16 protein-coding genes and 1 pseudogene are annotated in these 25,535 nt (G+C 61.6%); 5 read left to right on the top strand and 12 right to left on the bottom strand.

Features of this window, described 5'->3' with window-relative positions:
* Positions 1-8: 8 nt before the first annotated feature.
* The 5 genes from Q0672_RS00945 to Q0672_RS00965 are packed head-to-tail and all read right to left on the bottom strand — an operon-like array spanning position 9 to position 8,491.
* Positions 9-3,062 (bottom strand): type I restriction endonuclease, encoded by a 3,054-nt coding sequence (locus Q0672_RS00945; protein WP_298618821.1) that lies wholly within the window; start codon positions 3,060-3,062, stop codon positions 9-11.
* The gene (locus Q0672_RS00950; RefSeq protein WP_298618823.1) at positions 3,062-3,766 is read right to left on the bottom strand and encodes a hypothetical protein; all 705 of its coding nucleotides are present in this window, start codon (positions 3,764-3,766) and stop codon (positions 3,062-3,064) included. The genes Q0672_RS00945 and Q0672_RS00950 overlap by 1 nt, the downstream gene beginning before the upstream one ends.
* Positions 3,763-5,076: an AAA family ATPase gene (locus Q0672_RS00955; RefSeq protein ID WP_298618825.1), complete on the bottom strand. Its 1,314-nt coding sequence runs from the start codon at positions 5,074-5,076 to the stop codon at positions 3,763-3,765. Before Q0672_RS00955 ends, Q0672_RS00950 begins: the two co-directional genes overlap by 4 nt.
* Positions 5,073-6,365, bottom strand: a complete 1,293-nt coding sequence (locus tag Q0672_RS00960) for a restriction endonuclease subunit S (protein WP_298618828.1) — start codon at positions 6,363-6,365, stop codon at positions 5,073-5,075. Before Q0672_RS00960 ends, Q0672_RS00955 begins: the two co-directional genes overlap by 4 nt.
* Positions 6,362-8,491: a class I SAM-dependent DNA methyltransferase gene (locus Q0672_RS00965; RefSeq protein ID WP_298618830.1), complete on the bottom strand. Its 2,130-nt coding sequence runs from the start codon at positions 8,489-8,491 to the stop codon at positions 6,362-6,364. Before Q0672_RS00965 ends, Q0672_RS00960 begins: the two co-directional genes overlap by 4 nt.
* Positions 8,492-8,924: 433 nt before the next feature.
* Between Q0672_RS00965 and Q0672_RS00970 the strand changes: the two genes are divergently transcribed.
* Positions 8,925-9,380 carry a hypothetical protein gene (locus Q0672_RS00970; RefSeq protein ID WP_298618832.1) on the top strand — a complete coding sequence of 152 codons (456 nt, stop codon included), beginning with the start codon at positions 8,925-8,927 and terminating at the stop codon, positions 9,378-9,380.
* Between the two features lie 31 nt (positions 9,381-9,411).
* Here the strand turns inward: Q0672_RS00970 and Q0672_RS00975 are convergent, their stop codons facing one another.
* Together Q0672_RS00975 and Q0672_RS00980 are read right to left on the bottom strand one after the other, a co-directional pair.
* On the bottom strand, positions 9,412-9,951 hold the full coding sequence (locus Q0672_RS00975; protein WP_298618834.1) for a DUF3455 domain-containing protein: 540 nt from the start codon (positions 9,949-9,951) through the stop codon (positions 9,412-9,414).
* A gap of 184 nt (positions 9,952-10,135) precedes the next feature.
* Entirely contained in the window at positions 10,136-11,905 is a 1,770-nt protein-coding gene (locus tag Q0672_RS00980; protein WP_298618836.1) for a PAS domain-containing protein, read from the bottom strand.
* A gap of 136 nt (positions 11,906-12,041) precedes the next feature.
* Between Q0672_RS00980 and Q0672_RS00985 the strand changes: the two genes are divergently transcribed.
* On the top strand, positions 12,042-13,568 hold the full coding sequence (locus tag Q0672_RS00985) for an ATP-binding protein (RefSeq protein WP_298618838.1): 1,527 nt from the start codon (positions 12,042-12,044) through the stop codon (positions 13,566-13,568).
* On the top strand, positions 13,565-14,245 hold the full coding sequence (locus Q0672_RS00990) for a response regulator (protein WP_298618840.1): 681 nt from the start codon (positions 13,565-13,567) through the stop codon (positions 14,243-14,245). The genes Q0672_RS00985 and Q0672_RS00990 overlap by 4 nt, the downstream gene beginning before the upstream one ends.
* Before the next feature lie 222 nt (positions 14,246-14,467).
* Here Q0672_RS00990 and Q0672_RS00995 read toward each other — a convergent pair whose 3' ends face one another.
* From Q0672_RS00995 to Q0672_RS01015, 5 genes are read right to left on the bottom strand one after another with little or no spacing between them, the layout of a single operon-like run.
* Positions 14,468-17,458 carry an HsdR family type I site-specific deoxyribonuclease gene (locus tag Q0672_RS00995; RefSeq protein WP_298618842.1) on the bottom strand — a complete coding sequence of 997 codons (2,991 nt, stop codon included), beginning with the start codon at positions 17,456-17,458 and terminating at the stop codon, positions 14,468-14,470.
* The gene (locus Q0672_RS01000; protein ID WP_298618844.1) at positions 17,455-18,627 is read right to left on the bottom strand and encodes a restriction endonuclease subunit S; all 1,173 of its coding nucleotides are present in this window, start codon (positions 18,625-18,627) and stop codon (positions 17,455-17,457) included. The genes Q0672_RS00995 and Q0672_RS01000 overlap by 4 nt, the downstream gene beginning before the upstream one ends.
* Complete coding sequence (locus Q0672_RS01005; RefSeq protein WP_298618846.1) at positions 18,624-20,516, bottom strand: ATP-binding protein; 1,893 nt, start codon at positions 20,514-20,516, stop codon at positions 18,624-18,626. The genes Q0672_RS01000 and Q0672_RS01005 overlap by 4 nt, the downstream gene beginning before the upstream one ends.
* Entirely contained in the window at positions 20,509-22,140 is a 1,632-nt protein-coding gene (locus tag Q0672_RS01010; protein ID WP_228111961.1) for a class I SAM-dependent DNA methyltransferase, read from the bottom strand. The genes Q0672_RS01005 and Q0672_RS01010 overlap by 8 nt, the downstream gene beginning before the upstream one ends.
* Positions 22,137-23,642, bottom strand: coding sequence for a class I SAM-dependent DNA methyltransferase (locus Q0672_RS01015; RefSeq protein WP_298618850.1), 1,506 nt, complete (start codon positions 23,640-23,642; stop codon positions 22,137-22,139). Before Q0672_RS01015 ends, Q0672_RS01010 begins: the two co-directional genes overlap by 4 nt.
* 197 nt (positions 23,643-23,839) lie before the next feature.
* Between Q0672_RS01015 and Q0672_RS01020 the strand changes: the two genes are divergently transcribed.
* Positions 23,840-24,955, top strand: coding sequence for an aminomethyltransferase family protein (locus Q0672_RS01020; RefSeq protein WP_298618852.1), 1,116 nt, complete (start codon positions 23,840-23,842; stop codon positions 24,953-24,955).
* Positions 24,956-25,033: 78 nt separating this feature from the next.
* Positions 25,034-25,535: pseudogene (locus Q0672_RS01025) on the top strand (formyltetrahydrofolate deformylase); the annotation flags it as partial.

Here is a 25,535-nt window from a genome sequence, read left to right on the forward strand (position 1 = left end):
TCCGATGGCTAGTCGTGAAGAGTCGGTTCAACATCCAAGCCGCCCGCCATCCTGACCGCACAAAGCCGGTTGTAAACTTGGCTACCGAGCCACTTGGACACCAGCTCCTGCACATCGAGTTTGCCCATGTAGTCCGCGAAAAGCTCTTCGTTCAACTCCATTCGTTCGATGAAAAGGGACTCGAGCACCTGCCGGAACACCAGTTGAAATTTTTCGAGGGAATTAACCTCAGCCGCTTTCTGCAGCGATTCGTTGAGGATCGCGGCCTCAGCGATCTGATCGAAGAACAGCTGGTCTGCCTCGTTCAACTCACCACCGAAGCGCTGGTTGATGATGTCAATAAGGCGAGACAACGAAACGAGCTCTTCCCGCACCATGCCCGACCCCACCTCTCGTGGGCCGTCCAGTGGTGTGGCGTAGCCTTCATTGAGGCTGATCGAGCCTTCACTGATCTTCTGTAACCGGTAGTAATCAAGCTCAACCTCCTCGTCGAACTGGTAACCCGGCCCGCTCCTGCGCTTTGGCAGCTTCAACGCGAGGTGTCGCAAGTAGGTGAATAGCTTTTCCAGATCGCTATCCTGGTAAGGGATCACCTGACTCAGGAAACTGTATAGATTACGGAAGGCCTGCAACTTTCCACGCCATAGTTCCGCTTCCTCCTCTTCGGTGTTCTGCAAGTGGACGAAGCGCGCGACCGCCTGATCGAGCGTCGCGTTCATCCTCTTGTGGTCTCCCGGGCTCTGGCGGCGCTTCGGCGCAAAAAAGACCCGAGAGAACTCGGTCACTTCGGCATGCAGGTAGATGCCCGATGCATCCAGCTCTGCCTTTACCTCGTACAGCTTGTCGGGGTCGACTTCCTCTCCCATCACCGAGCCCTCGTAGTACTGGCGAAACGCCTCCTGAATCTCGCCGGGCTCGTTAACGAAATCGAGCACAAAAGTGTCGTCCTTGAGCGGATGGGTACGATTCAAACGCGACAGTGTCTGCACCGCCTGAATGCCCGCAAGGCGTTTGTCGACATACATCGTGTGCAGCAGCGGCTGATCGAAACCGGTCTGGTATTTCTCGGCCACCAGCAGCACGCGAAAATCAGGCTTGGCAAACGTCTCGGGCAGCTCTTTTTCCTTTAACCCATCATTCATCCCGATTTCGGTGAAATGCTTTTCCGGGATCTTGTCGTCTTCCACGCTCCCCGAAAATGCTACCAGGCTCTTGATCGGGTAGCCTTTCTCCTGAATATAGCGGTCAAACTCCTGCTTGTAGCGCACCGCCTCAAGCCGCGAGCCGGTCACCACCATGGCCTTGGCATGACCACCGATCTTATGGCGGGTAAAATGCTGAAAATGCTCCACCATCACCTCGGTCTTCTGGCCGATGTTATGCGGATGCAGGCGCATGAAACGAGCCAAGGCCTTGGCTGCCTTCTTGCGTTCGACACTGGGGTCGTCCTCTGCCCGCTTGATCAGCTTGTAATAGGCTTTGTACGTAACGTAGCTCTTCAGCACGTCCTCGATAAAGCCCTCCTCAATCGCCTGCCGCATCGTGTAGCGGTCGAAAGCCTTACCGTTGCGACCAAAGATCGCCAAGGTCTTGTGCTTTGGGGTTGCCGTGAAGGCGAAAAAACTCATGTTGGGCTGCTGGCCTCGTTTGACCATGGCGCGGAACAAGCGTTCGAGTTCCGCCTCGCCCTCCTCCTTGGCCATTTCCTGCGCCTTGTCGCGCAATTCAGCGCCGCCCAGCACACCTTTCAACTCAGTAGCCGTTTCCCCCGATTGCGAGCTGTGCGCCTCATCAATGATGACCGCGTACCTGCGTGTGGGCAGATGGCTCCGGCTGGCTTCGCCCCGCTCTTCGTTCAGCTTGGCCAGCTGAGCCGACACAAACGGAAATTTCTGCAAGGTCGTGATGATGATGGGCACGCCTGCCTCAAGCGCCTCGGCTAACTGACGCGAATCCTCATCGATCTTTTGCACCACACCTTGCCGATGATCGAACTGGTAAATGGTGTTCTGCAATTGGCGGTCCAGCACCACACGGTCGGTAATGACGATCACGCTGTCGAACAGCCGCTCATCCCGCTCGTCATGCAGGCTGGAGAGCCGATGCGCCAACCAGGCGATAGTGTTGCTTTTACCGCTGCCCGCCGAATGCTCCACCAGATAGCTACGCCCAACGCCCTCATGCGCCGCTGCTGCAACCATCTCGCGCACGGCACGTAGCTGGTGGTAGCGCGGAAAGATCAGGGTTTCCTTGCGCACCTTCTTGCCGTCGTCCGTGTTTTTTTCTTCGACGTTCAAGTGCAAGAAGCGGGCAAGTAGATCAAGCAGGCTGTCGCGTTGCAATACCTCTTCCCAGAGATAGGCTGTCTTGTAATTGCGACCACTCTGGTCGGGCGGGTTGCCAGCGCCGCCTTCGAAACCGCGGTTGAACGGCAGGAAATACGTAGAAGTCCCGGCCAGGCGCGTGCTCATGTGCGCCTCTTCGGTATCCACGGCAAAATGCACCAGGGTGCGCTTGGCAAAAACAAAAATCGGCTCACGCGGGTCGCGGTCATGGCGGTACTGATGGATGGCGTTGGCTGCGGTCTGCCCGCTCAGTGGATTCTTCAGCTCCAGCGTCACCACCGGAATGCCATTGACTGACAACACCACATCTAGTGATTTTTCGTTTTTGGGGCTGAAGTGAAGTTGCCGTGTCAGCCCCAGGCGGTTGGCCTGGTAACGTGCTTCCAGCTCGGGATTCAAGCCGTGGGCCGGGCGCAAGAAGGCAATGCGCAGCGTTCTGCCAAAGCACTTGAAGCCGTGGCGCAAGGTGGCCAACGCACCCTGGGTATCCAGCCATTTGCACATAGACTCCAGCACCCGGGCGCCGGTCTGCTCGCCGTGCAGGGCCTCCAGTTTCGCCCACACTTTACCTTGCGTCGCGCGGATGAAGCTCAACGCTTCGTCGGGAAAGATGGCTTGCTCGCGATCGAAACCTTGTCCATCGACCCGGGCATAGCCGCTGGGCAACAGAGCGGCTTCGATAGCGGCTTCAAAGGCGGCTTCGGAGGTGGATTTCATCAAAGGTACCCCCTGGCGATTGAACCTATCACAAAGGCAAACTCAGGAAGATAACCGTCAATAGAAATCTCAACTGCTCGGACAACCTCTTCAAAATCATCTCGTGATTGGATCACATCAGGATCAAGCCACGCCTCAATTGCAGACCTTCTCCAATCATTGAGAGTTTCGTGATCTAACCGAAGGACCTCAATGCTTGCCGCCCCTTCAGCAGTAAGTCCGACAACACCACCATCCACTTCTCTAAAGCAGAAGTGATCACTGCAACCGTCCTGAGTAGGTAGTACTGGAAGTACGGAATTTTTTTTCTTAACGGCACCAAAATGCTCAGACTCTGCGCCTCGCACCTCCAAAGCAGCAATCATATTCAGATAATTCAGGTCATCACCGAGATTTCTACCAAAGACCCCACCCGCATCAACCACGCTCTTTTTGCACGCATCTTGGCACTTCAAATGCTCAACGTGATTTTTGAAAGCAACCCCATCCGATGGGCTCTTTAATTTCGCAAGTCTTTCAGCATCGACAGGCGCGCCTGTATATCCACACAAACCATGTTGCTCGGACGTTAACTCACCAAGTAATTTTGATTTATCTCTGAAATCCGAATAAGTTAAGTTTACCGGCTCCGGGACAATGGCCAGCTGACCGTCAATAAAATCTGTCAAACACTTCGGCGGGTGGGTTTTTACAATAGTCTTCATCTCCCAATCCTCTCGATGCGCTCAAGAGTAGACGATATTTTTTGTATTGCTGCCGTATTGCCTACCCTCTTCCTCAGATCTACCACCTTTTCTCTTGCGACCTTGAGATTACGATCAGCGATGAGGCGGGATATTCTTTCGATGTCTCTTTCAACATCCTCATTCATCTCATCCGCCCCCATCAGAACGCTCAAGATCCAGTTTGAGTCCGCGCCATAGGCCATACCGGGCGTTTGAGTGACTACCTTTCCGTCATTCAAAGTGAGCAGCCTGACGCAATTCGCCTTAACTTCACCGATAACCTGTGGAGAATGGGTAGTAATAACGAACTGACAACGCTCAAAAATAGCTGGCAATCGCCTCATAACATCCCGCTGCCACTTCGGATGCAGGTGCAGCTCGATTTCATCAATCAACACCAATGCAACCCCCTCGGCGATCGGGTTGTCACTGTCCGGGTTTGCAATGGCTAGGCGCCGGGTGAGGTCGAACACCAAGGCTAACAAGCCGCGCTCTCCATCGGAAAGCTGATGCAGGTAATACGGCTGCCCTCGCTTGTCCACAACGAAGCCCAAGCGAGGCTGCTCCTGAACACGAAGATTACCGAACTCAGGCACCAGCTCGCTCACCACAGCGCGTAATGTATTCAGCACTTTGAAGCGGCGGGGCTCGTTTTCCGCGCCCAACCTCTCTTGAGTGCGAAACCAGTGCATGAACTCGCGCAAATCCACCTCACGGTCGAGCAGGGCGTGGCTATAGGCAATAGACGGATCGAAAGGCTTCGCCTCTGGCAGGCTGCGTGGTTGGCCAGGTAGCTGGCGCTTGGGGGAGAAGTACACTGCGAGCGGTGGGTGAACAGCACTTTTTAAGCTCGCCAGCCCTACGCGAGCCTTCTTTATGCTCGCCTCCAGTTCGCCTGTCAGCGTGCGTGCGCTCAGCTCCTGGGCAAAATCATTGGTAGTGGAACTCCGTTCCATCTGTCTCAGTAGGATAAAACGGTCACCCTTCTCGTCTGTCGCGCGCAAACGCTGTACACGAGCATTGACGGTCTGACCATCAATCTGGATGCGGGCAGAAACCTCCAGCGAAGCCTTGTCACCGTGGATGTCGTCGTCAGTAAAGTACAGCGGCGCTGGCCGTGAGGGCGTGAACTCCGGCATGGCGCGCGACAGCAGTACCGCTAACGCGCGAAGCACCGTGGACTTTCCCACGCCATTGACGCCAGCAATAAGCGTCACATCGGGCTCAAAGGTGAGGTCAAGCTGCGCGAATCCGCCGCAGTGTGCGAGAGAGAGTGATTCCAATTTCATTCCATCATTTCCTTAAGCGGTATCTGGCCGGTGACAGCAGCAGCAATCAGCGCAGCACGGCGCTCCCTTAACAGAGCTACGGAGCTTCTTATGTGTTCGCGGACTGGAGTTGATGTCTCTGCGTCCCGCTCAAGGAATGCAACGATCTCCTTTTGCTCGGGCTTAGGTGGAAGGGGAATGTGAATCTCCCCATATCGCGTCGGGCTCAAATTGGCCTGTCCAATCGAAGGAATTGCGCTCTTTCGAGCGAACTCCAGAAACAGTGACGCATTCAGCAACTCGACTAAATACTCGGGCATCACACGATGATTCGTACGAATACGAACCAGATAAGAGGCAAAGGTCAAAGGCTCTTCGGGGTCGAAATCCACAAGCCCGACCTTCGCGATCTGATCAAGACTATTGGTTCGATTGAAAAGCAGATCGTTTCGTCTGAGCAGCAAGTGGCCGTCGACTTCGGTGATCATACCTGACTTCGAAACATCAACCCGACCATCAACTATGCAACTCATACGAAGAACTGCGATATCTCCTTCGTCCCTGATGCTTTCCGATAGCCCATAGTCCGATGAAGCCCAGGTACGCTTCAATTGGCATAAATCCCAATGAGCCGGAATCTCGCCCAACCATTCGTGGCCAGAGGGTTTGAGCGGGGCGTTGGGATCAACCCCCCGGGTGACAAGGCGGCTGATGAGGACTGCGCGCTTTTCTTCCAACAGCACCAGCATGCGCTCCTTCTCGGAAATCAGGCTGTCAATGCGAGCAGTTTCTTTATCGAGGTAGTTACCGATACAGGATTGATGACGAAATTCAATTTTCGGAAACGGAAGATTCCTCACCTTGTCGGCATTCAAATTATCTTGGGTATTACTGCTCGCCTCCGCAATCAGTAAAGGTTGAAGGTGACGTAACCACCATTTCGCGAAACCCCACTCTACGCCATCAGCAAACTCCAAGCCGAGCAAAGCTTGGTTGATTGTTGCCGGTATCGCAAGTTCTGCGACGTGTCCCATGCTTGCATACATGGAGTAAATAAGCGTCCCGGGTGGCAAAACGCACAGACGCTTGGATGCGATGCCACTTTCAGTAATTCTCTTCTCGGTAACTTCGACTCGATCTTTTGTGCTCATGTCGCCAATTGCGACCCAAGCGATGCCTTCACCGGCGGCAGCCCAATACTCATCATTGTTCGTGTCCGGTGTTCCTCCAGAAAAAAGACCGGACAGGACGTGTTTCAGCCGTGGGGTAGCTCGGTGGATGTTGCCAGTGAGGCGATTCTGTTTATTCACTCCGTCACCTCCCGCAGCAAGCCCATGATCCGCTTTTCCACTTCAGCCAGCTCCGCATCTATCTCATGCAGCGGTCGAGGCGCTTTGTACTGGAAGAACACTCGGTTGAAGTTGATCTCATAGCCCACCTTGCCGATGCCGCCATCCTGCTCGTCCAGCGTTTCCCGGTCGATCCAGGCGTCTGCCACATAAGGGCGCACCTCGTTCAGCAGGTAGCTGACGATGTCTTCTTTGAGCGGGATGCTTTCCGCGTCCTTGAGCGCTGGGTCGGGTTCGTACTCCACGAGAGCTTTGCCATGGGTGTGTAGCCCCAGCAGCGCGTACAACTCTGTGGCTTCCAGCGTGGGCAGGGTCTGCTGCGGAAACAGTTCCGCGCCGATGGAAACCTCGCCCTTCTTGTGGCGCCTGGCGATGACCGGAGCGGCATCGGGGTCGACGGTCGTGAAACAGTCCCGAAAGATCTTTCTCTGCGCGCTTCCCTTAGTGCCCTTGGCCCACCCTTCCATATCGTCGGGCAGCTTCTTGAAGATCTGCTGCACTTCATCCCACACCTGGTTCCAGTCAAAATGTGGCTCGTGGCCGAGTTGCTCTTCCACCGCCAACAGGGCGTCATACAGCTCGGGACAGGTGTTGAGGAAGCGCTCGCGGGCGTCATCGGTGATTTCAAAGCGCAAGCGCAAGGGGCGCAGCACGGCGATGCGGCGGTAGCCGAAGTCGGTGTTGTCGAACACCCGGCTGGTTTTGCCATTCTCCATCGCACCGTGTTCGCGGGTGACTGCATCGATGGCGGCCTGGTCCAGATAGCGGCGTTTGTCACCCAGGCTGCGCTTCATCGGGGTGTAACGCTCGCGGGCGTCGATGAGCTGGACCTTGTTCTTTCGGTCGGCAGCCTTGCGATTGGTAACGATCCACACAAATGTGCCGATACCGGTGTTGTAGAACATCTGCTCAGGCAAGGCGATGATGGCTTCGAGCATGTCGCGCTCGATGATCCAGCGCCGGATGTCGCTTTCGCCGCTGCCAGCGCCACCGGTAAACAGAGGCGAGCCATTGAAGACGACAGCCGCCCGCGAACCGGGCAAATCTTTGCTGCCCGGCTGGTAGTCGGCAAACTTGCTGACCATGTGCAGCAAGAAGAGCAAGGCGCCGTCGTTGATGCGTGGCAGTTTGCCGGCGTAGCCACGGAAGTTGGGCCAGCGGTCAATTTCCTTTTTCTCGGCCTTCCAGTCCACACCAAACGGCGGGTTGGCCAGCAGATAATCGAACCAGTGCATATCGTCAAAGCGGTCATCGGTAAGCGTATTGCCGAGCTCGACGCGGCTGTCCTTCTGACCTTTGATCAGCAAGTCGGAGGCCGCCACTGCGTAGGAGCGCGGGTTGTAGTCCTGCCCATACACTTTCACGGTGGCCTGGCCGTTGTGGGCGCGTATCCAGTTTTGCGCTTCGGCCAGCATGCCACCCGTGCCGCAAGCCGGGTCGCAGATGGTGACGACGATGCCTGCTTGGGTGAGCACCTTGGTATCCGGCTCCAGCAGGAGGTTAACCATGAGCTGGATGACTTCCCGCGGGGTGAAGTGGTCACCCGCGGTTTCATTGGCCGACTCGTTGAAGCGCCGGATCAGGTCTTCGAACACCAAGCCCATGGTGATGTTGTCAACCTTGCGCGGGTGCAGGTCGATTTCGGCGAACTGGGAGACGACCTGATACAGGCGGTTGGATTCTTCGAGCTTCTCAATTTCCTTGTCGAAGTCGAAGCGTTCAAAAATCTTGCGGACGTTCTCCGAGAAGCCATTGATGTAATCGGTCAGGTGACGGGCAACGTTGTCCGGGTCGCCTTTCAGCCGGTAAAAATTCAGTTGGCTGTGGTTGTGAAAACCCAGCGGCGTTCCCTCGTCGTTTTTAGCGACTTCGTTCAGCACCCTGTCCACCAATACGGGCTCCTTGCCCTTCAACGCCTCATAACGTGCAAGCACGGCTTCTTTTGTGGGTGCCAGCACCGCATCGAAGCGGCGTAATACTGTAAGCGGCAACATCACGCGTTCGTACTGTGGTGGGCGATACGGTCCACGCAGGAGATCCGCGACAGACCAGATGAAGTTGGCAAGCTGTTGGAAATTGGCACTCATGGCTAAGGTCTGAAATGCGAGGGGTTCTTGACACTATCGCAGCCCATGGGGCGTACGTTACGGAGGGCTGATCGTCTGGTGTTTCGATGGCCGGCACTTTGGCTCAACCCAGACGCATGAGCCAAGCAGAAAATTCCTTTATGGCAAGGAGTTAGCTGAAAAATCTTGCCGTTTGGAGCAAGGCATTGACCAAGGCCTCGCCGATAGGCTCATTGTTGAGCCAAGTGTGGGCAAGCAAAGCGCCGTCCGCTGCTTCAACGCTCGTCTGATCCACGCAAGTCGCGATGTTATCGCGTGCCATATTGTAGTGACGAGCGAAACGCGAAAGCATCCGCCGGCCCTCCTAACCTGTGCCCCGGCGGCTTCACCGCCATCAAGGCGCCGCCCCAGGGCGACGGGTATAACAACCCGCCTGCCCCACCGGAGCCCGTCCATGACCGCCCCCCGCCACATCCTCCGCGTCGTCTTCGCCCTCAGCGCGCTCGCGTGCTCGGTCATCCTGGTGCTCTTCGTGCGCGGCCGGGCGGAATGGAGTGATGCCTTCTGGCTCCAGCTCGCCGCGGCGTCGAGTGTCCTGTGCGCGGCGGCCTGCGCCGTGGCCTTCCGCGACGGGCGGCTGCGGCTCGACGGGGTGCCGATGCTGCGCTTCGTCCTCGTCTTCCTGCGCGAGCTGGCGACCATCTACATCGTCTCCGGCGTGGCCGTCACCGCGATTGCGCTGGCGGTGATCTACGGCGTCACGCGCTCCGGCGCCAACGCGCTGGCGCTGGCGGTGATCGCCGGGCTGTGGCTGTCCCTGTGGCTCGCGCCGGGCATCGCGTCCTTCACCACCTGGCGCAGGCTGCGCAGCGCAACGGCTGGCGACGTCCGGCAGCCCGCAAGGCCATGAAGCGCGGCCGCCACGCCCGGGCGGGAGACGATCAGCGCGCTTTCCAGAAGATGTAGTCGGCCTGGTAGGTCACGGTTTCGCGCTTGCCGCGGGTTGCGGGGCTGCACTCTGAGGCCGGTGCCACGCCGCCCTTCAAGGCAACGCGCTGGATGTGGGTGACACCGGTGAGCGCGCCCTGGCCCATCGCAGGGTTGGCCTTGACGAGCTGATAGGGCAGGTTGCCGGCCCCCGCGGGCGCCACGGCCAGCTGGGTGCCGGTCAGCCGCGAGCCGTCGCTGGCCTCCCAGGTGGCGGGGGGGCCGTAGTAGCTGCCCACCACCTTGCCGGCGCGGTCCTTGAGCACCGCCTTGGGGCCGACGAAGACCCATTCTGTCTGCCCGCTGGCACCGGCCTTGTCCCGGCATTCGTAGGTGATGTCGCCGCTGCCGACGGTCTCCCAGGCCACCGCGTGACCGGCAGGCACCCGGATGCTGTCGGGGAGGCCGTCCTGACTGTAGGCGCCGCTCATGGGGGTGGTGGAGCAGGCGCCGAGGGCCAGGGCGGAAGCAAGGGTGACGATGGCGGTTTTCATGATCGTTTCTCCGTGGGTTGGGGGCTGCGGTGAGCCTTTTTAGGGCAACGCGCAAGACGCTGCTGTAGTCACTACTCACGGCGGAGCGATCTGGATGCAGATATCTGAAAATATTTTTCTGGCGATGCTTCCCCAACCCACTGGCCCGGTTGTTTGCGCTGAATTCTCGCCAGCGGAGCGACGCTCACGCAGCCCTCAGCGCTTCGGTCAGCAGGGCCGAAGCATCGGTGCAGATGTAAGGCGCGGGCGCAAGGCCGATGCGGGCCTGCAGCTTGATGGCGTGCCCATCGATGCGCAGGGGGCGCTCCACAAGGCCGGCAAGGGCCGCGGCCAGATCGCCCACGCCACCTGACGCCGCCGGCCCCGCCCAGGCCAGCGTGGCCGGCCGGAAATCGGTGATCAGCACCGCAAAGCCGTTGCCGTGGCGGGTCGCGCCGTTGCAGTCGCCATGCACCACGCGCAGGCGCTTGCCGGTCTCCACCATCACCCGCTCGGCCATCGCCGGGCCGTAGTTGGCGGCGAGTGTCTCCAGCGCGTCGATCTCCAGGTGGATCAGCGCGAAGGGGTAGCCGGCGATGGCCGAGTGGGCCACCACGTGCTGCAGCCGGTCGAGGAACAGGCTGAAGCTGAGCAGCCCCGTGGCGTTGTCGAAGAACAGCCGGCGGCGGGATTCCTCCTGGGCCTCATGGCGGCTGCTCACGTCGGTGATGAAGCCCTCCAGCCCGAGAAACTCGCCGCGGCTCGAATGGATGCCGCGCCCCTGCTCCCACACCCAGCGGGTCTGGCCGTCCCGGTCGATGATGCGGTAGCTCAGTTCGTAGCGCTCGCGCCGGGCGAGGCGCATCTGCACGTAGTTCCACACGAAATCCCGGTCTTCCGGGTGGATCAGCTCGGCAAAGCTCGCCGACTGGTTATCCACCAGCTCCAGCGGCGTGTAGCCGGTGAGCTCGAAGCAGCCTTCGCTGACGAATTCCATCGTCCAGTGCTTGTCGTTCTGGCCCCGATAGATCATGCCCGGCAGGTTGTCGAGCATGGTGTGCAGGCTGCGCCGCTGGGCGCGCAGGGCTTCCTCGCCGCGGCGGCGCTGGTCGATGTCGAGCAGCAGGCCGACGACACCGCCATCGCCGTCGGCCCAGGCGCGCAGCTCCACCCAGCGCGGCGCGCCGCCGCGGGTGGTGACGAGGCGCACCTCCAGGCACAGGCCCTCGCGCCCGCCGGCCTGCAGGCGGCGCAGGCCCTTGGTGAGCGCGGTACGGTCTTCCAGGTGGAAGTGCGGCAGAAACGGCGCGAACTGGCAGTCGGCGAGGCTTCGCCCGGTGCTGCGCGCCCACTGGGGGTTGAGCCAGGTGACGGCGAGCTGCGCGTCCAGCGCGAAGAGGATCTCCCCCGCCTCGTGGGCCAGCCGGTTGCCCCACTGACCGTCGGGCCCGGCCTCGGGCAGCACGTCCGGCGCGGCAAACTGCAGCAGGGCCACCGACGAGCGATCCGCCCGGAACAGCGAGAGCCGCGCCTGCCAGGGCAGGCCATCGGCCCGCAGCAGCGTCACCGTGCCGGCGTCGCCCGACGCGCCCTCGGCCCCCAGCAGCGCCGCCACCTCGGCGTGGTGGCGCGGATGGACGATGTTCTCCAGGGGCATGCCGATCACCTCGTCGCCCCGCTCGGCCAGCCCCAGCCCCTTGAGCAGCGCCCGGTTGGCGTGGGCGATGCGGCCCTCCTCCACCAGCAGCGCGGGCAGGCTGCTGTACTGGGCGAAGTGGGCCAGCGGCCGGCTGGCGCCTTCAGCCTGACGGGCATGGCGCGGCCGCCACGCGCCGGGGGCGAGGCGCAGGGCCAGCCAGGTGGCGGCGGGCAGCAGCGGCAGGCCCCACAGCAGCGGCAGGCCGAGGCCGGACTGGCTGAGCACCAGCGCCGAGAGGCTGGTGGCAAGCAGCGTGGCGACCAGATAGAGCGTCATCGGAGTCCATCAAAGCGGGGTTGGAAACACCCCGCATCTAGCAGGAATCACTCCACCCTGCCCACCTGTCTTGTTTCACTACAGGCGCAAAAGTTGCTTTTTACTCCTCAGTTCATCGACTGCGAGACGCCCATCCGTGCTGGCCCGCTACCCGCTCCTCGCCCATCTGGGACTGCTGCTGGCCTGTCTCGCCAGCCTGGCAGCGGCGCTGTTCGCCTGCGCGGGGCTGCTGGCGCGGCTCGAAGCCACGCAGCTCTCCACCCAGCAGGCGGGCGTCGAGCTGACCATCGCCACCCTCGCGCTGCTCTACGCCGGCGGCTGCGCGCTGATCCTGCGCCTCGCGTGGAAAGCCCTTGTGCAGCGCACCAACATCGCGCTGTCGCGGGTTGCCGCGCACACCGCCGGTGCGGTGACGGTGAGCGGCGAAGGCGTCGACGAGATCGACCGGCTGGCCCGCGCCCTCGATTCGGTATCGGGCCAGCTGGCCTGCCGCATCGCCGACAGCGCCCGGCTGTCGCGCCAGGCCGAGGAGCAGGAGCGCTTCGCCACCCGCTCGCTGGAGTTCATCTACCGCACCTGCGCCAGCCTCGCCGGCCACGGGGGCAGCGCCGGCGCGCTGCAGGCGATGCTCGAAGACCTCGCCGACAGCCTCGACGCCCGAGCCTGCGCGCTGGCGCTGCTGGAGCCGGTGGCCGAGGGCCTCTGCGTGCCGGAGCAGATCGGCGCGCCGCGCATCCCCGCGCTGCTCGACGAGTTCGACCCCGAGATGCTGGCCCGGGGCGGCGGCCTGCGCCGATCGGCCAGCGGCCCGGACGGCGAGGTGGTGGAGCTGGCCGTGCCGGTGGGCGACGCCGACGAGATCTACGGGGTGCTGGTGGTGGAGGCCCGCGGCAACTTCTGTTTCGAGAGCCGCCACCGCCGGCTGGTGGATGCGGTGGCCGGGTTGCTGGCCCTGTCGCTGGGCAACCTGCAGCGCAACCAGCGGCGCCGCCGGCTTGCGCTGATGGACGAGCGCAGCGCCATCGCCGGCGAGCTGCACGATTCCCTCGCCCAGGCGCTCTCGTACATGGAGCTGCAGATCGCCCGCCTGCAGCTGGAGATCGGCCGCAGCTGCGCCGCCTGCACGCCGGGCAGCGCCATGCTCGACATCTCCGGCGAGATCAAGACCGGCCTCGACAGCGCCTACCGCCACCTGCGCGAGCTGCTGTCGGCCTTCCGCACCTCGATGCCGCCCGGCGGCCTGCACCAGGCCCTGCGCGAGGTGGTGGATGAGCTGGAAGCCCGCGCCGGCACCGGCGTGAGCCTGGATTTCCGCCTCGGCAGCCAGCCCCTCACTGCCAACGAAGAATTCCACCTGCTGCAGATCGTCCGCGAGGCGCTCACCAACGTCATCCGCCACGCCCGCGCCGCCCACGCGGTGGTGCATCTGGCGCCCCTGCCCGGCGGCGAGGTGACCGTGCGCATCGAGGACGACGGCCGCGGCATCGCCCCGGACGCCGGCGGCGAAGGCCACCACGGCCTGTCGATCATGCGCGAACGCGCCCGCCAGCTGGACGGCACCCTCGCCATCCGCCCCGGCACCGGCGGCGGCACCTGCGTCGAGATGCGCTTCCGCCCCCGCACCGCGCCCACCGAATCCAACCTCCGGGAAAGCACCCCATGAACCTGCCCGACACCCCCGGCAGCAGCCCGCCGATCCGCATCGTGGTGGTGGACGACCACGCCCTCTTCCGCCGCGGCGTCGGCCAGCTGCTGTCCATGTACCCCGACATCCACGTGGTGGCCGACGCTCCCAGCGGCGCCGAAGGCATCGAAGCCATCCTCACCCACCGCCCCGACGTGGCGCTGATCGACCTGCACATGAAGGGCCTCGACGGCATCTCGGTGATCCGCGCCCTGCAAAGCGCCGGCAGCCCCGCGCGGCTGGTGATGCTGACCGTGTCGGATTCCAGCTTCGACGTGATGGAGGCCCTCAAGGCCGGGGCCGCCGGCTACCTGCTGAAGGACATGGAACCCGACGAGTTCTGCCGCAAGCTCCGCCAGGTGGCCGCCGGCGGCACCGTACTGTCACCCGAAGTCGGCGGCGTCCTCGCCAAACCCCAGGCGGCCAGCCGCGAAAGCATCGACGCCGGCTGGGCATCCCTCACCGTGCGCGAACAGGAAACCCTGGAACTCGTCTCCAAGGGCGCGTCGAACAAGATCATCGCCCGCTCCCTCGGCATCGCCGAGAGCACGGTGAAGGTGCACGTGAAGCACGTGCTGCAGAAACTGAACCTGCGGAACCGGTTCGAGGCGGCGGTGTGGTTGAGGGAGTTGAGGGAGGAGGAGCGTAGCGGGTGAGGGGTGGGCGACGGCACGGGCTTTCGGGAGGCACTTCGGTTACGCCAGCCGCAGGCGTTTTACTCACATTTATCGGCTTTCCAATAAATTATCGCTGCCACGATAATTTCCGATAATTGGCATTCTCTATGAGAGGGGTCAGCAATCGATCAGACCCAGCGGCCTTGTGAGTCGTCGCTCGCGTTGGAATCAATCACGCTGCCGATTGTGAGGATGCCCTTTTCAGTAATACTGCCGGATGTAGTTGAATGCCTTTTCGAAAAGCTCATCATCCGCGTGCAGCTTGTACTTGAAGAGCGCCTTTCGTAGCGCCTTCTTCACCTCACGCTCTCCGGCCTGCGTTCCTTGCCACCCCGGAAAACGAACCAGGCGCACGATCTCGTCAATGTCGGCCACCACGCGCTCAACCATGATGGGCGTCTCGGGGGTCCTTATCTCGTTGAACAGTTCGGTCAGGGCCGCCTTGCCGCGATCCTCATCCTCTTCGGGCAGTACTTCCTTTTCGGCCTGCAGGGCTTCCCTGGCGATCTCCAGCAACTGTTTCAAGAATTCGACGCTGTTGATCTGACCGGACTCAAAGCGGTCTTTCAAGGCATCAAGCCGCTCGGACAGCTTCTTGAACTTGGGGTTGCCACCATGCCCGCGCAGTCGGCGCTTGAGCTTGATCTCGATTTCCCTGGTCTTTTTCGGATCGGGGTTCGAGAGCACCGCTTCCAGCAGGTCGGCATCCAACACCAAGGTGTCGAGATCATCGCGCACCGCATCCACATGCACGTTCTGGTGAATCAGTTCAATGGTCTTGGCACCCAACGAATGCCAGATCAGCTTGCCGTGTCCGCTGGACGGCTGGACCGACTGGTACACCTGAGACAGCCACTTGTAATCCGTCTCGAATGGGCCCAGCACGGTGTCCGGTGACAGCGCCTCCCAGATACGGCCCAGTACGCTGAACTCGGCGGCGAAGTTGTCTCGCACCTCATTGTTGGGCAGGCACTGCTGTGCAGCGATCAAGCCTTCATAGCCCTGCAAGTTGCGATCACAGCCAGCAAAGAACGCCAGGCATTTCTGCAGAGCCTCGGGCAGCCTGTCCTTCAGCTCCTGGATGTTGCTGACCACCTGCCTGACGCTTTGGTCGTCGAATTCCAGTGCGGCGGCCACATCGTCAAAGATGCCCAGGTAGTCCACGATCAGGCCGTGGGTCTTCTGCTCCGAATAAGAGCGGTTCACCCGGCAGATGGCCTGCAGCAGCGTGTGATCGCGCAGCGGCTTGTCCAGGTACATGGCCTGCAGGATGGGAGCGTCGAAGCCCGTCAGCAGCTTGGCCGTGACGATGATCAGCTTGAGCGGATCGGCCGGGTCACGAAAGCGCTCCAGCAGTCGCTCCTCGTCGTCGCGGCTTCGGTCATAGGGCGCGAACTCCGGGTGTTCCTTTTTGTCTGCCGCCTGCACCGACATGACGATGTCCGTGGCCTCGGGCGGCAGCAGCTTGTCCAGTTCCGCCTTGAACAGCAGGCAGGACGCCCGATCGAAGGTGACGATCTGACCCTTGAAACCGTTGGGTTCCACCTTGGTCTGGAAGTGTTCGACGATGTCTTCGCAGATCTTGCGGATGCGCTCGGGCGTCTTCATCAACACGGCCATTTTGGCAGCCGTCTTGGCGAGATTGTCCTTGTCCAGATCCGACAAGCCCCCGGTCAGGTCTTTGTACGCCGCATCCAGTGCTGCCTTGTCGATGTGCAGTTCGATCAGCCGGGGCTCGAAGTGCAGCTTCAGGGTGGCGCCGTCGCGAATCGACTCCTCGAAGCCATACCGGCTCATGTAGCCCTTCTCGTCCTCATCGGCACCAAAGGCGTAAAAGGTGTTGCGGTCGGCGCGGTTGATCGGCGTGCCGGTCAAGCCGAACAGAAACGCGTTGGGCAGGGCCTCGCGCATCTTGCGCCCCAGATCACCCTCCTGGGTGCGGTGCGCCTCGTCCACCAGCGCAATGATGTTGCTGCGGTCGTTGAGGCAGCCCGTGGCCTCGCCGAACTTGAAGATCGTGGTGATGATGATCTTGCGCACGTCCTGCGCCAGCAGCAGCTGCAGCTTCTCGCGGCTGTCAGCCTTCTCCAGATTGGGAATGTCCGCGCCGGTAAAGGTGCCGGTGATCTGGCTGTCGAGGTCGATCCGGTCCACCACGATCAGCACGGTGGGGTTCTTCAGGCCCGCGTGCATGCGCAGCTTCTGCGCGGCAAACACCATCAGCAGGGATTTACCCGAACCCTGGAAGTGCCAGATCAGCCCTTTCCTGGGGTAGCCCGCCAGCACGCGCCCGACAATCCTGTTGGCCGCTTCAAACTGCTGGTAGCGGCAGATGATCTTGATGCGCTGCTTTTTCTTGTTGGTGGCGAACAGGGTGAAGCTGCCCAGGATGTCCAGCACCACCTGCGGGCGCAGCATGCTGCTGGCGGACAGCTTGAGCGACTTGAGCGGGTGGAGCTGACCATCCTCACCGTCACCGCCCAGATGCCAGGGCCCCCAGTCCTTGACCGGCAGGCCGATGGAACCATAGTGGTACGCCTTGCCCTCGGTAGCCACCGAAAACACATTGCAGACAAACAGCTCCCGCACGTACCGCTCGTAGTCGTCGTGCACCTGCACCGCCCCATCGACCCAGCTGATGCACTTCTTGACCGGCGTCTTGGCCTCGATCAGCACCAGCGGCAGGCCATTGACCAAGAGCACCAGATCGGCGCGGCGCTCTGTAGGCCCTGCGCGGTAGATGAACTGTTGGGTCACGACGTATTGGTTCTGCGCGAGGTCGTCCAGGTCGATCAGCCGCACCGGCACATGCTCGTTGTTCTGGCCGAAGGGCATCGAGCGCTCGCCGCGCATCCACGCGGTCATTTCCTCGTTGGCGCGGATCAGCCCATCCGAGCGCACCGACAGCACGATGGCGCGCAGCTTGTAGAGCACCTCGTCGGCTCGGTCAGGCTGGGCGGCAATCTCCGGGTTAAGGCGGATCAGCGCGTCGCGCAGCCAGGGCTCGACCAACACTTCCTGAATCTGGCGCGGCACGTCGGCCGGGGCGGCGTAGCGCCAGCCGATGCCTTTGGGGCTGGGGCCGTAGCTGGCTTGAGGTTCCCGAACGGTGTTGGCAGGTACGACCTTGACGGGGCCGGCGAGCAGATCGCGGACGTAGGCTTCGACGGTGTTGGATTCTGTAAAACTCATAGATCGCCGCCCAGTGCGTGCGCTGTCAAGGCGCGTTGCAAGGATCTTGCTGCCTCAACACGATGTCTCGCATCGGAAATGGCTAACTGGAACTCAGTAGCATTTTTGGCCACCTCTTCCTGCCTAGTTCGATCTGGGATAGATATTGGAAGACGACGCAAGTCAGCGATCGTGATCTCTCGCAAGTCCTCACCTTTCCAGCCGTTGGCATACTGCAGGACAGAGCGCTGCACAACTGGACTACGAAGTGCCCAGAGCAGATAGGCACCGAGACATCTATCGCCGACGGCAATTCGGGCCACGCCGCGCGACAGATTTCCCCCTCCCAACCCCGGCGGAACCATGTGTACCAACCCGGGAACGCCGCGCAATGCGATGACAATATCCCCCTGCTCCAGGATGGTCCTCGCATACGATCGATGTATCTCTTCGGAGGTTCTCATCATTCGCAAAGGATCTAGTTCGTCACAGTTGGTCATCTCGCTAACCCTGACATAGGGAACGCCCCCTTGACGATCAGGACCTGCTTGAACAATGCCGTATGTGATTGAGCTTGTACAAAGGTCTTGCAGCGGGACGGCATTGCTACTGCTTGGCACGACCTCCGCCAAGTAGCTGCTGAGTAGCTTTTTTGCGGTCGAAGCTAGGTCTTGAGCCGAACGAATCACTTCAGTGGCAGAACCCAGCTTCTCCAAGATTGCATGTTGATCTGCAAGCGGCGGAAGCGATAACTCGAAGTCCGCCAAACTCGTCCAGTTCGTCCGCGGACTCAGCGATCCCGCCGACGTGCCCACTGCGTGATCGAAGAAAGCGTCGGTCTGGCAAATGAAGGGCAGCAGCTCCGGCAGCAAAACCTGCGCGTCCTTGGTCTCCAGCACGTAGATGTCTCCGGAACACACCCCGGAAAAATCCGCCACGGCCACCTTGCGCTGGTAAGCGCGGCGCTTGCCGAACAGCACCTGGCCGGGTTGAAACACGCTGGTGAAGGTCACGCCGTCGGCCACCTTGCCCCAACGGCGGATGCGCAGGTCACCGGGCTCCAGATGTTCCAGACCGACGTAGCGCTCGATGCCATCGGCCAGCGGGTCTTGGCTACGGGCCTTGGAGAGGCGCACCACGTCGCCGAATTTCACCCGGCGCCAGCCGGGCTTCAGTGTCTTTTCAGTCATTGCTTTGCAATTGTGTCCACCGGCGCCACGTAAGCCTGATGGGGGTGTTTGGCGCTTTCCGGGTAGCGGAAGCGCAGCTGGCCGCTACCCACCATCGGAATGAGGTGCTTGTTGCGCAGGTAATCGCGGCTCTTGCCCAGCAAGGTTGCAAGCTGCTCCACGGTGAGCGGGGCCCAGGCGCACAGACGCACGATGGCCTGACGCAAGGCGTCCTCCTGGGCTCGGCCCTTCAGGGTTGCAAGCAAGGTTGCAAGCTCGGGGGGCAAGGTTGCAAGCGCTGGGTTGCAAGCCCCGAGGTCGAGCCCTGTAACAGTGGCGTCCAGTTCCGCCCCTGACGTGGCCGGGGCGGGCGTCGCCCCGATGTCCAGCGCCAACTGCGCGGGCGGCGCTGGTGGCGTAGCGTTGGCGCGGGCCAACACGTAGTAGGTACTGCTGCCAGAGCCTGCTTTGTCCAGCAGCCCCCTGTCGCGAAGGCGACGCAACACCTGGCTGGCCGCCAGGGTATCGAGGCCGCAGAAGTCACGGCAGGCGCTGTTGTCCACTGCTCCGGTCTCGCGGGCGTAGATCAATACCTTGGCCTCATCGTCACTCACGACGCCGCCGGCAAAGCTGCGCAACCAGGCGTGATCGTCTTCGGTAAGCAGGTTGTGCAGGAAGAGGGTGAGCTTGAACTCGTTGGCCTGGCGGTCGGAATGGAATTCGGGGGCGGTGAGGCCGGCTTCTGCAGCCAGGCGGCGCATGGCGCGGATACCGGTGCCCTTTGCTTCGGCCAGATGCAGGTCGTGCAGCACCGCCGCAATCGCGGGGTTGCGCAGACGTGAGCCCGGCGCGCCCAGTTGCTCGGGTGCCTTGAGCGAGTAACCCACGTTGCGCACCTCGATGCGGTTGCTGTAGCGAATGATCTGCGTGGGGCTGTGAACGGTGTAACTGCGGTGCATTGCCGCATTGGCCAGGGCCTCGCGGATGACCTTGCGCGGCAGGATCGGCTCTTGCACGCTTTGAAGCCGGCCTTCGGGCAGCCGGAAGCCTCTGGGCAGCTCGTCAATGATGCTGGCCTCCGCCTGGGGCAGGGCCATCAACAGGGGCTTGCGGATGTCGATGGACTGGAAGCGGTTCTCCGGGTCTTCCACCCATTCGTTGCCGGGCACGCGGATGTAGTCGATGCGCACCATCGGCAACAGCCGCCGCAAGGCGAGTGGCTTGCCGAACAGCACAATGCCGGCCAGTGTGGGCAGCAACACGCCGTCCATGCGGCGCAAGGCCCCCAAGGCTTCGAGCATGTCCTCATCGCCATAGGCAAGCTCTTCGGCCTGCGGGTTGATGTGCGCCCTGTCCCGGCGGTAAGCGGCAATTGCGGCCGGGTCGAAGTCGTCCAGCCGCGCATCGGGCAACACGCTGGTATCGGGGCCGTGGCTGGGCTGGCTTTCGCCACGCAACACCCAGAGATCTTCGTCGACGCAGTGCTGGTCTGTGCTGCCGATGCGCCGGAAAGCCCCCCGGGGCAGGCCGGTGGCCTTCAGGTAAACGGGCTTGTGGGTGACATCGGCCTCGGGCACGTAGACCACCAGCACGACGTGGCCATCCACGGTCTCCAGCTGCATCTCAGGGCGGAGCGTGACACTGAGCATGCTGGCGCACTGCGACGCCAGATCCCGCTGCACCTTGTCCGGGTCCGGCAGGCCTGCGGCCCGGTAGACCGTGTCGCCTTTGTCGTTGATGGACCAGTCGGCCCCCAGGAGCAGGTAGCCGCCGTTGAGACCGGGCTCGTTGGCGTATGCAATCACGGTCTGCATGACCGACTTGCCCAGCTCACTGGCCCGCTTGGCTTCGATGCGGGTGGACTCGTCCACGGCATTGAGTTCATCAAACAGGTCTGCGGCGCTACGCATGGGGAGACTCCTGCTCGACCAGGCTGTCCAGGATTTCAACCAGAGCATCCATCTGATGCCAGAACGCACGCCCTTCGGTTTGCCATGTATCCCAGGCAGCGCGCAATGAGACCACCTTGCCATTGCCGTCCGTGGCGACTGTCGGGGTGATGCGCTTTACGTACAGCGGGATCGAGAGGTTGCCCGAATTGGCGCCGATTTCGGCCAGGGTGGCGAGGTGGGCGAAGCCGGGCACATCCAAAAAGGCCTTGAAGGCACCCAGGATGCGCTGCTGGTGCTCAGGCTTGAGAAAGCTCTGAGCCCGCTCCCGCGTAACCTCGTTCACCGCGTCGATGAAGATCACCTTGCCCTTGCGAGCCGCCGGCTTCCTGCGGTTGCAGATGACGATGCACGACTCCATCGGCGAGTTGTAGAACAGGTTGGGGCCCAGGCCGATGACAGCCTCGACCCAGTCCTGTTCGACCATCCGGGCGCGCATGGTCTGTTCCTCGTTACGGAACAAGACGCCGTGGGGCCAGAGCACCGCACACCGACCCTTGGCGCTGAGGCTGGTCAGAATGTGCTGCTGGAAGGCGTAATCGGCGCGGCCCTGCGGGGGCGTGCCCAGCGAGTTGCGGCCCCACTTATCGCTACTCCAGGCCTCACGGTTCCACTGTTTGATGGAGTACGGCGGGTTGGCCAGGATCACGTCGAACTGCCTCAGGCGGTCACCCTCGACGTGCTTTGGTTCGGCCAGCGTATCTCCCCGCATGATGTCGAAGTCCTCCACGCCATGCAGGAACAGGTTCATGCGGGCAATGGACGAGGTGATGAGGTTGCGCTCTTGCCCGTAGAGCTTGAGGGTGCGGTACTCACCGCCAGAGCGTTTCACTTCGTCCAGGGCCGAGATCAGCATGCCGCCCGTCCCGCAGGTGGGGTCGTAGATCGACTCGCCCGCTTGCGGCGCCAGGAGTTGCGTCATCAGGTGCACGACGGTACGGTTGGTATAGAACTCGGCAGCCGTGTGGCCGGAGTCATCCGCGAATTTCTTGATCAGGTATTCGTAGGCGTTACCCAGCTCATCCTCGGGGACGTTGGCAACCGAAAGGGTCTGCGTCGAGAAGTGTTCGATCAGGTTCTTCAGCGTTTCGTCGGGCAGACGCTCGCGGTTGGTCCAAGGGGCATCGCCGAAGATGCCGTCGAGCATGTCAGGGTTGGCCGACTCAATGGCGCGCATCGCCTTCTGGATGGCGGCACCGACGTTCTTCGGAGTTTGCCGCACATCGTTCCAGTGTGCGCCCGTGGGAATCTGGAAGCGGTGGTTCTCCGCAAATTGGGCGTAAGACAAATCACCCTCGGAATCCGCCAGGGCACCCTGGTATTCCTCGTCCCAGACATCCGAAACGCGCTTGTAGAAGAGCAGCGGAAAGATGAATTGCTTGTAGTCACCCGCGTCGATGAGGCCGCGCAGCAGCACGGCGGCACCCCAGAGGTAGCTTTCGAGTTCTTGTTGAGTAATGCGTTTGGTGCTACGAGCGCGCTCTTGTTCCGTTCGAAAAAGCGCTTCCTTCAGCCGAGCGCGTGCAGCATCCGCCATTTCTTCAGTAAAAATCCTGTTGGCTTTGACGGGACGGTCCGAACTCATTGCAGCCCCCCTCCTTCGGTCATGACCTGCATGAGCTGTTCTTCGGCTTCACGGCAGCGGGTGAGCGCGTCCCTGAACGCCGCGATGGCGTCGGGCAGCGGTGGAATGTCTTCCTGCAAGGGTGGCAAGACATAGCGCGAGATGTTCAGCGTCCAATCCTCAGCCTTGATCTCATCAAGGCTGACCACGCGAACCGCGTCTTGCACATCGGCAAAGCTACGATACCAACGGAGGATCTCGGCAGCGTGCTCGGGCTCCAGATAGTTTTGCGCCCGCCCTCGACGGAACAGCCGCGAGGCATCAACGATCAGCACTTTCTTCCTGCAGTCGACCGGCTTGCGCTTACGCAGTATCAGAATGCACGCGGCGAGACCGGTGCCATAGAAGAGGTTTGGCGCAAGTCCGATCACGGCCTCGACCAGATCCATCTCCAGTAGCTTCCGGCGAATGCCGCCTTCCACCCCTTTACGGAACAGAGCACCCTGAGGAAGCACCACGGCCATTCGACCGGTCACATCAGCCATCGATTTGACCATGTGCTGTACCCATGCAAAGTCGCCGCTGGATGAGGGCGGCAGGCCGGCAAAATTGCGGCCAAAGGGGTCGTCCAGCCACAGCTCTTCGCCCCATTTTTCAAGCGAGAAAGGTGGATTGGCGATGACGCAGTCGAAGGTCGCCAGTTGGTCGGTTTCGAAGAAGGCCGGGTTGCGCAGCGTGTCGCCACGCACTACTTGAAAGTCCTCGATGCCGTGGAGAAACAAGTTCATCCGGGCAATGGATGATGTCGTAAGGTTTTTCTCCTGCCCATACAACCTGCCCCACAGCCGCTTGACGTCGCCATGCTGCTCCTTGACGTGCTGCACGGCAGCCAACAGCATGCCGCCGGTGCCACAAGCGGGATCGTAGATGGTCTCGGCTTCCTTGGGGTCGAGCATGTCGATCATCAGTCGAACTACGCTGCGCGGGGTGTAGAACTCGCCGGCCTTCTTGTTGGTCGCGTCGGCGAATTTCTTGATCAAGTATTCGTAGGCGTCGCCGAGCAAGTCCGAGTTAACATTCTTGTTGCCGAACGGTAGCTTGGAGAAGTGCTCGATCAGATCCTTGAGCAAGGCATCAGACAACCGCTCCTTATTCGACCATTGGGCATCGCCGAACACGCCGTACAGCGTGTCCGGATTGGCTTTCTCGATCTCGCGCATCGCGCGCTGGAGGGCTGCGCCGACATTGCTGGCCTTGGTGCGAACGTCGTTCCAGTGGCAGTCTTCGGGGATCTGAAAACGGTGCGACTCGGGAAACCAGGCCAGCTCTTCGTCGCCAGTCTCATCGACGATTTCGCGACATTCCTCGTCCCAGACGTCACAGATACGCTTAAAGAAAAGAAGCGGAAAAATGTAGGTTTTGAAGTCTGCTCCATCCACCGGGCCGCGCAGGATGTTGGCAGATTCCCAGAGATGAGATTCGAGTTGTTGCAGGTCCATCAACGAAGTGTACTTGGACTGCATTTCCAAGTCATTCGCACCAGGTCTGACGCGCGCTCCACCCCGGCATCCACGTTGTACGGCCCTTCATTCCATAGCCCGCCGCCCCGCCCTCTCCCCGAAGTAGTACCAGAGTAGTATTTCCCGCCGCCCACCCGGCTGGCCTAATGGACTCAATCCCCAACGCCTTCGAGAAGGAGTCAATGATGAGTTCATGGAGAATGTCGGTTCTGGCAGACCGCCACCGCGCCCTCGGGTCCAAGCTGGAAGACTGGAACGGCATGGGCACCGCGTGGACCTACGACACCTCGCTGGCCGATGAGCACGAGGCGATCCGCACCCGCGCCGGGCTGATGGATGTGTCGGGCCTGAAGAAGATGCACATCGTCGGGCCCCACGCCGAGGCGCTGATCAACTTTGCCACCACCCGCAACGTGAGCAAGCTCTACCCGGGCAAGTCGGTGTATGCCTGCATGCTCAACGAGGCGGGCAAGTTCATCGACGACTGCGTGATCTACCGCAACGGGCCCAACGCCTTCATGGTGGTGCATGGTTCGGGCGCCGGGCACGAGATCCTGACCCGCGGCGCGGTGGGCCGCAACGTGGCGGTGCTGTTCGACGATGACCTGCACGATCTGTCGCTGCAGGGCCCGCTGGCGGTGGATTTTCTGGCCAAGCACGTGCCGGGCATCCGCGATCTGCCCTACTTCCACCACATGCAGACGACCCTCTTCGGCCGCCCGGTGATGCTCTCGCGCACCGGCTACACCGGCGAGCGCGGCTACGAGATCTTCTGCAAGGCGGCCGATGCGCCGCTGATCTGGGACACCATCGTGGCCGAGGGCAAGGAGATGGGCATCATGCCGTGCTCCTTCACCGCGCTGGACTGGCTGCGGGTCGAGAGCTACCTGCTGTTCTACCCCTACGACAACTCCGACATGTACCCGATGGAGGGCGAGCCCATCGGCGACAGCCTGTGGGAGCTGGGGCTGGATTTCACCGTGTCGCCGGGCAAGAAGGAGTTCCGCGGCGCGGCCGAGCACTACCGGCTCAAGGGCAAGGAGCGCTTCAGGATCTTCGGCGTCGAGCTGGCCAGCCGCGAGGCCGCCCAGGCCGGCGACGCGCTCTACGACGGCGACACCAAGGTCGGCTTCGTCACCTGCGGGATGTACTCGCGCCTCACCGAGCGTTCGATGGCCATCGCGCGCCTCGACCCGGCCTACGCCGAGACGGGCATCAAGCTCGAACTGCGCGGCGCCAGCCTCACCTGCGCGGCCACCACCCACACCCTGCCCTTCGACGATCCGGACAAGACCAAGCGCACCGCCAAGGGCTGAGGCCGTCGCCCGCCCTTTGAGCCATCACCTGCGCCACCCCGAACGGCCCGTCAGAGGCCCAGTAAAAGGAACAGCCCCATGAGCACCCCCAACCCCAGACGTTACACACTGTCGCTATCGTGCCCGGATCGCGTGGGCATCGTGGCCGCGGTGAGCAGCTTCCTGGCCCAGCACAAGGGCTGGATCACCGAAGCCAGCCACCACGCCGACCCGGAGGCGATGCGCTTCTTCATGCGCCAGGAGATCCTCGCCGATTCGCTGCCCTTCGGCATCGCCGCCTTCCGCGACAAGTTCTTCCCCATCGCCCACGAGTTCGACATGGACTGGTCGATCAGCGACAGCGCCCGCAAGAAGCGCGTGGTGATCCTGGTCTCGAAGCAGGAGCACTGCCTGTACGACCTTTTTGCCCGCTGGCAGTCGGGCGACCTGGACATCGACATCCCCTGCGTGATCTCCAACCACGAGACCTTCCGGGGCTTTGTGGAATGGCACGGCATCCCCTTCCACCACGTGCCGGTGACGCCGGACAACAAGCCCGCCGCCTACGCCAAGGTCGAGCAGCTCTTCAACGAGGCCGAGG

The sequence above is a fragment of the uncultured Zoogloea sp. genome (assembly GCF_937894855.1).
Classification (GTDB): Bacteria; Pseudomonadota; Gammaproteobacteria; order Burkholderiales; family Rhodocyclaceae; genus Zoogloea; species Zoogloea oryzae.

Coding starts and splice junctions, on each gene's coding strand:
- Q0672_RS00990 (WP_298618840.1), top strand. CDS start 13,565: ATGAACCTGCCCGACACCCCCGGCAGCAGCCCGCCGATCCGCATCGTG.
- Q0672_RS00965 (WP_298618830.1), bottom strand. CDS start 8,491: ATGAGTGCCAATTTCCAACAGCTTGCCAACTTCATCTGGTCTGTCGCG.
- Q0672_RS00980 (WP_298618836.1), bottom strand. CDS start 11,905: ATGACGCTCTATCTGGTCGCCACGCTGCTTGCCACCAGCCTCTCGGCG.
- Q0672_RS00975 (WP_298618834.1), bottom strand. CDS start 9,951: ATGAAAACCGCCATCGTCACCCTTGCTTCCGCCCTGGCCCTCGGCGCC.
- Q0672_RS01010 (WP_228111961.1), bottom strand. CDS start 22,140: ATGAGTTCGGACCGTCCCGTCAAAGCCAACAGGATTTTTACTGAAGAA.
- Q0672_RS01015 (WP_298618850.1), bottom strand. CDS start 23,642: ATGCAGTCCAAGTACACTTCGTTGATGGACCTGCAACAACTCGAATCT.
- Q0672_RS00955 (WP_298618825.1), bottom strand. CDS start 5,076: ATGAAATTGGAATCACTCTCTCTCGCACACTGCGGCGGATTCGCGCAG.
- Q0672_RS00950 (WP_298618823.1), bottom strand. CDS start 3,766: ATGAAGACTATTGTAAAAACCCACCCGCCGAAGTGTTTGACAGATTTT.
- Q0672_RS00995 (WP_298618842.1), bottom strand. CDS start 17,458: ATGAGTTTTACAGAATCCAACACCGTCGAAGCCTACGTCCGCGATCTG.
- Q0672_RS01000 (WP_298618844.1), bottom strand. CDS start 18,627: ATGACTGAAAAGACACTGAAGCCCGGCTGGCGCCGGGTGAAATTCGGC.
- Q0672_RS01020 (WP_298618852.1), top strand. CDS start 23,840: ATGTCGGTTCTGGCAGACCGCCACCGCGCCCTCGGGTCCAAGCTGGAA.
- Q0672_RS00945 (WP_298618821.1), bottom strand. CDS start 3,062: ATGAAATCCACCTCCGAAGCCGCCTTTGAAGCCGCTATCGAAGCCGCT.
- Q0672_RS01005 (WP_298618846.1), bottom strand. CDS start 20,516: ATGCGTAGCGCCGCAGACCTGTTTGATGAACTCAATGCCGTGGACGAG.
- Q0672_RS00970 (WP_298618832.1), top strand. CDS start 8,925: ATGACCGCCCCCCGCCACATCCTCCGCGTCGTCTTCGCCCTCAGCGCG.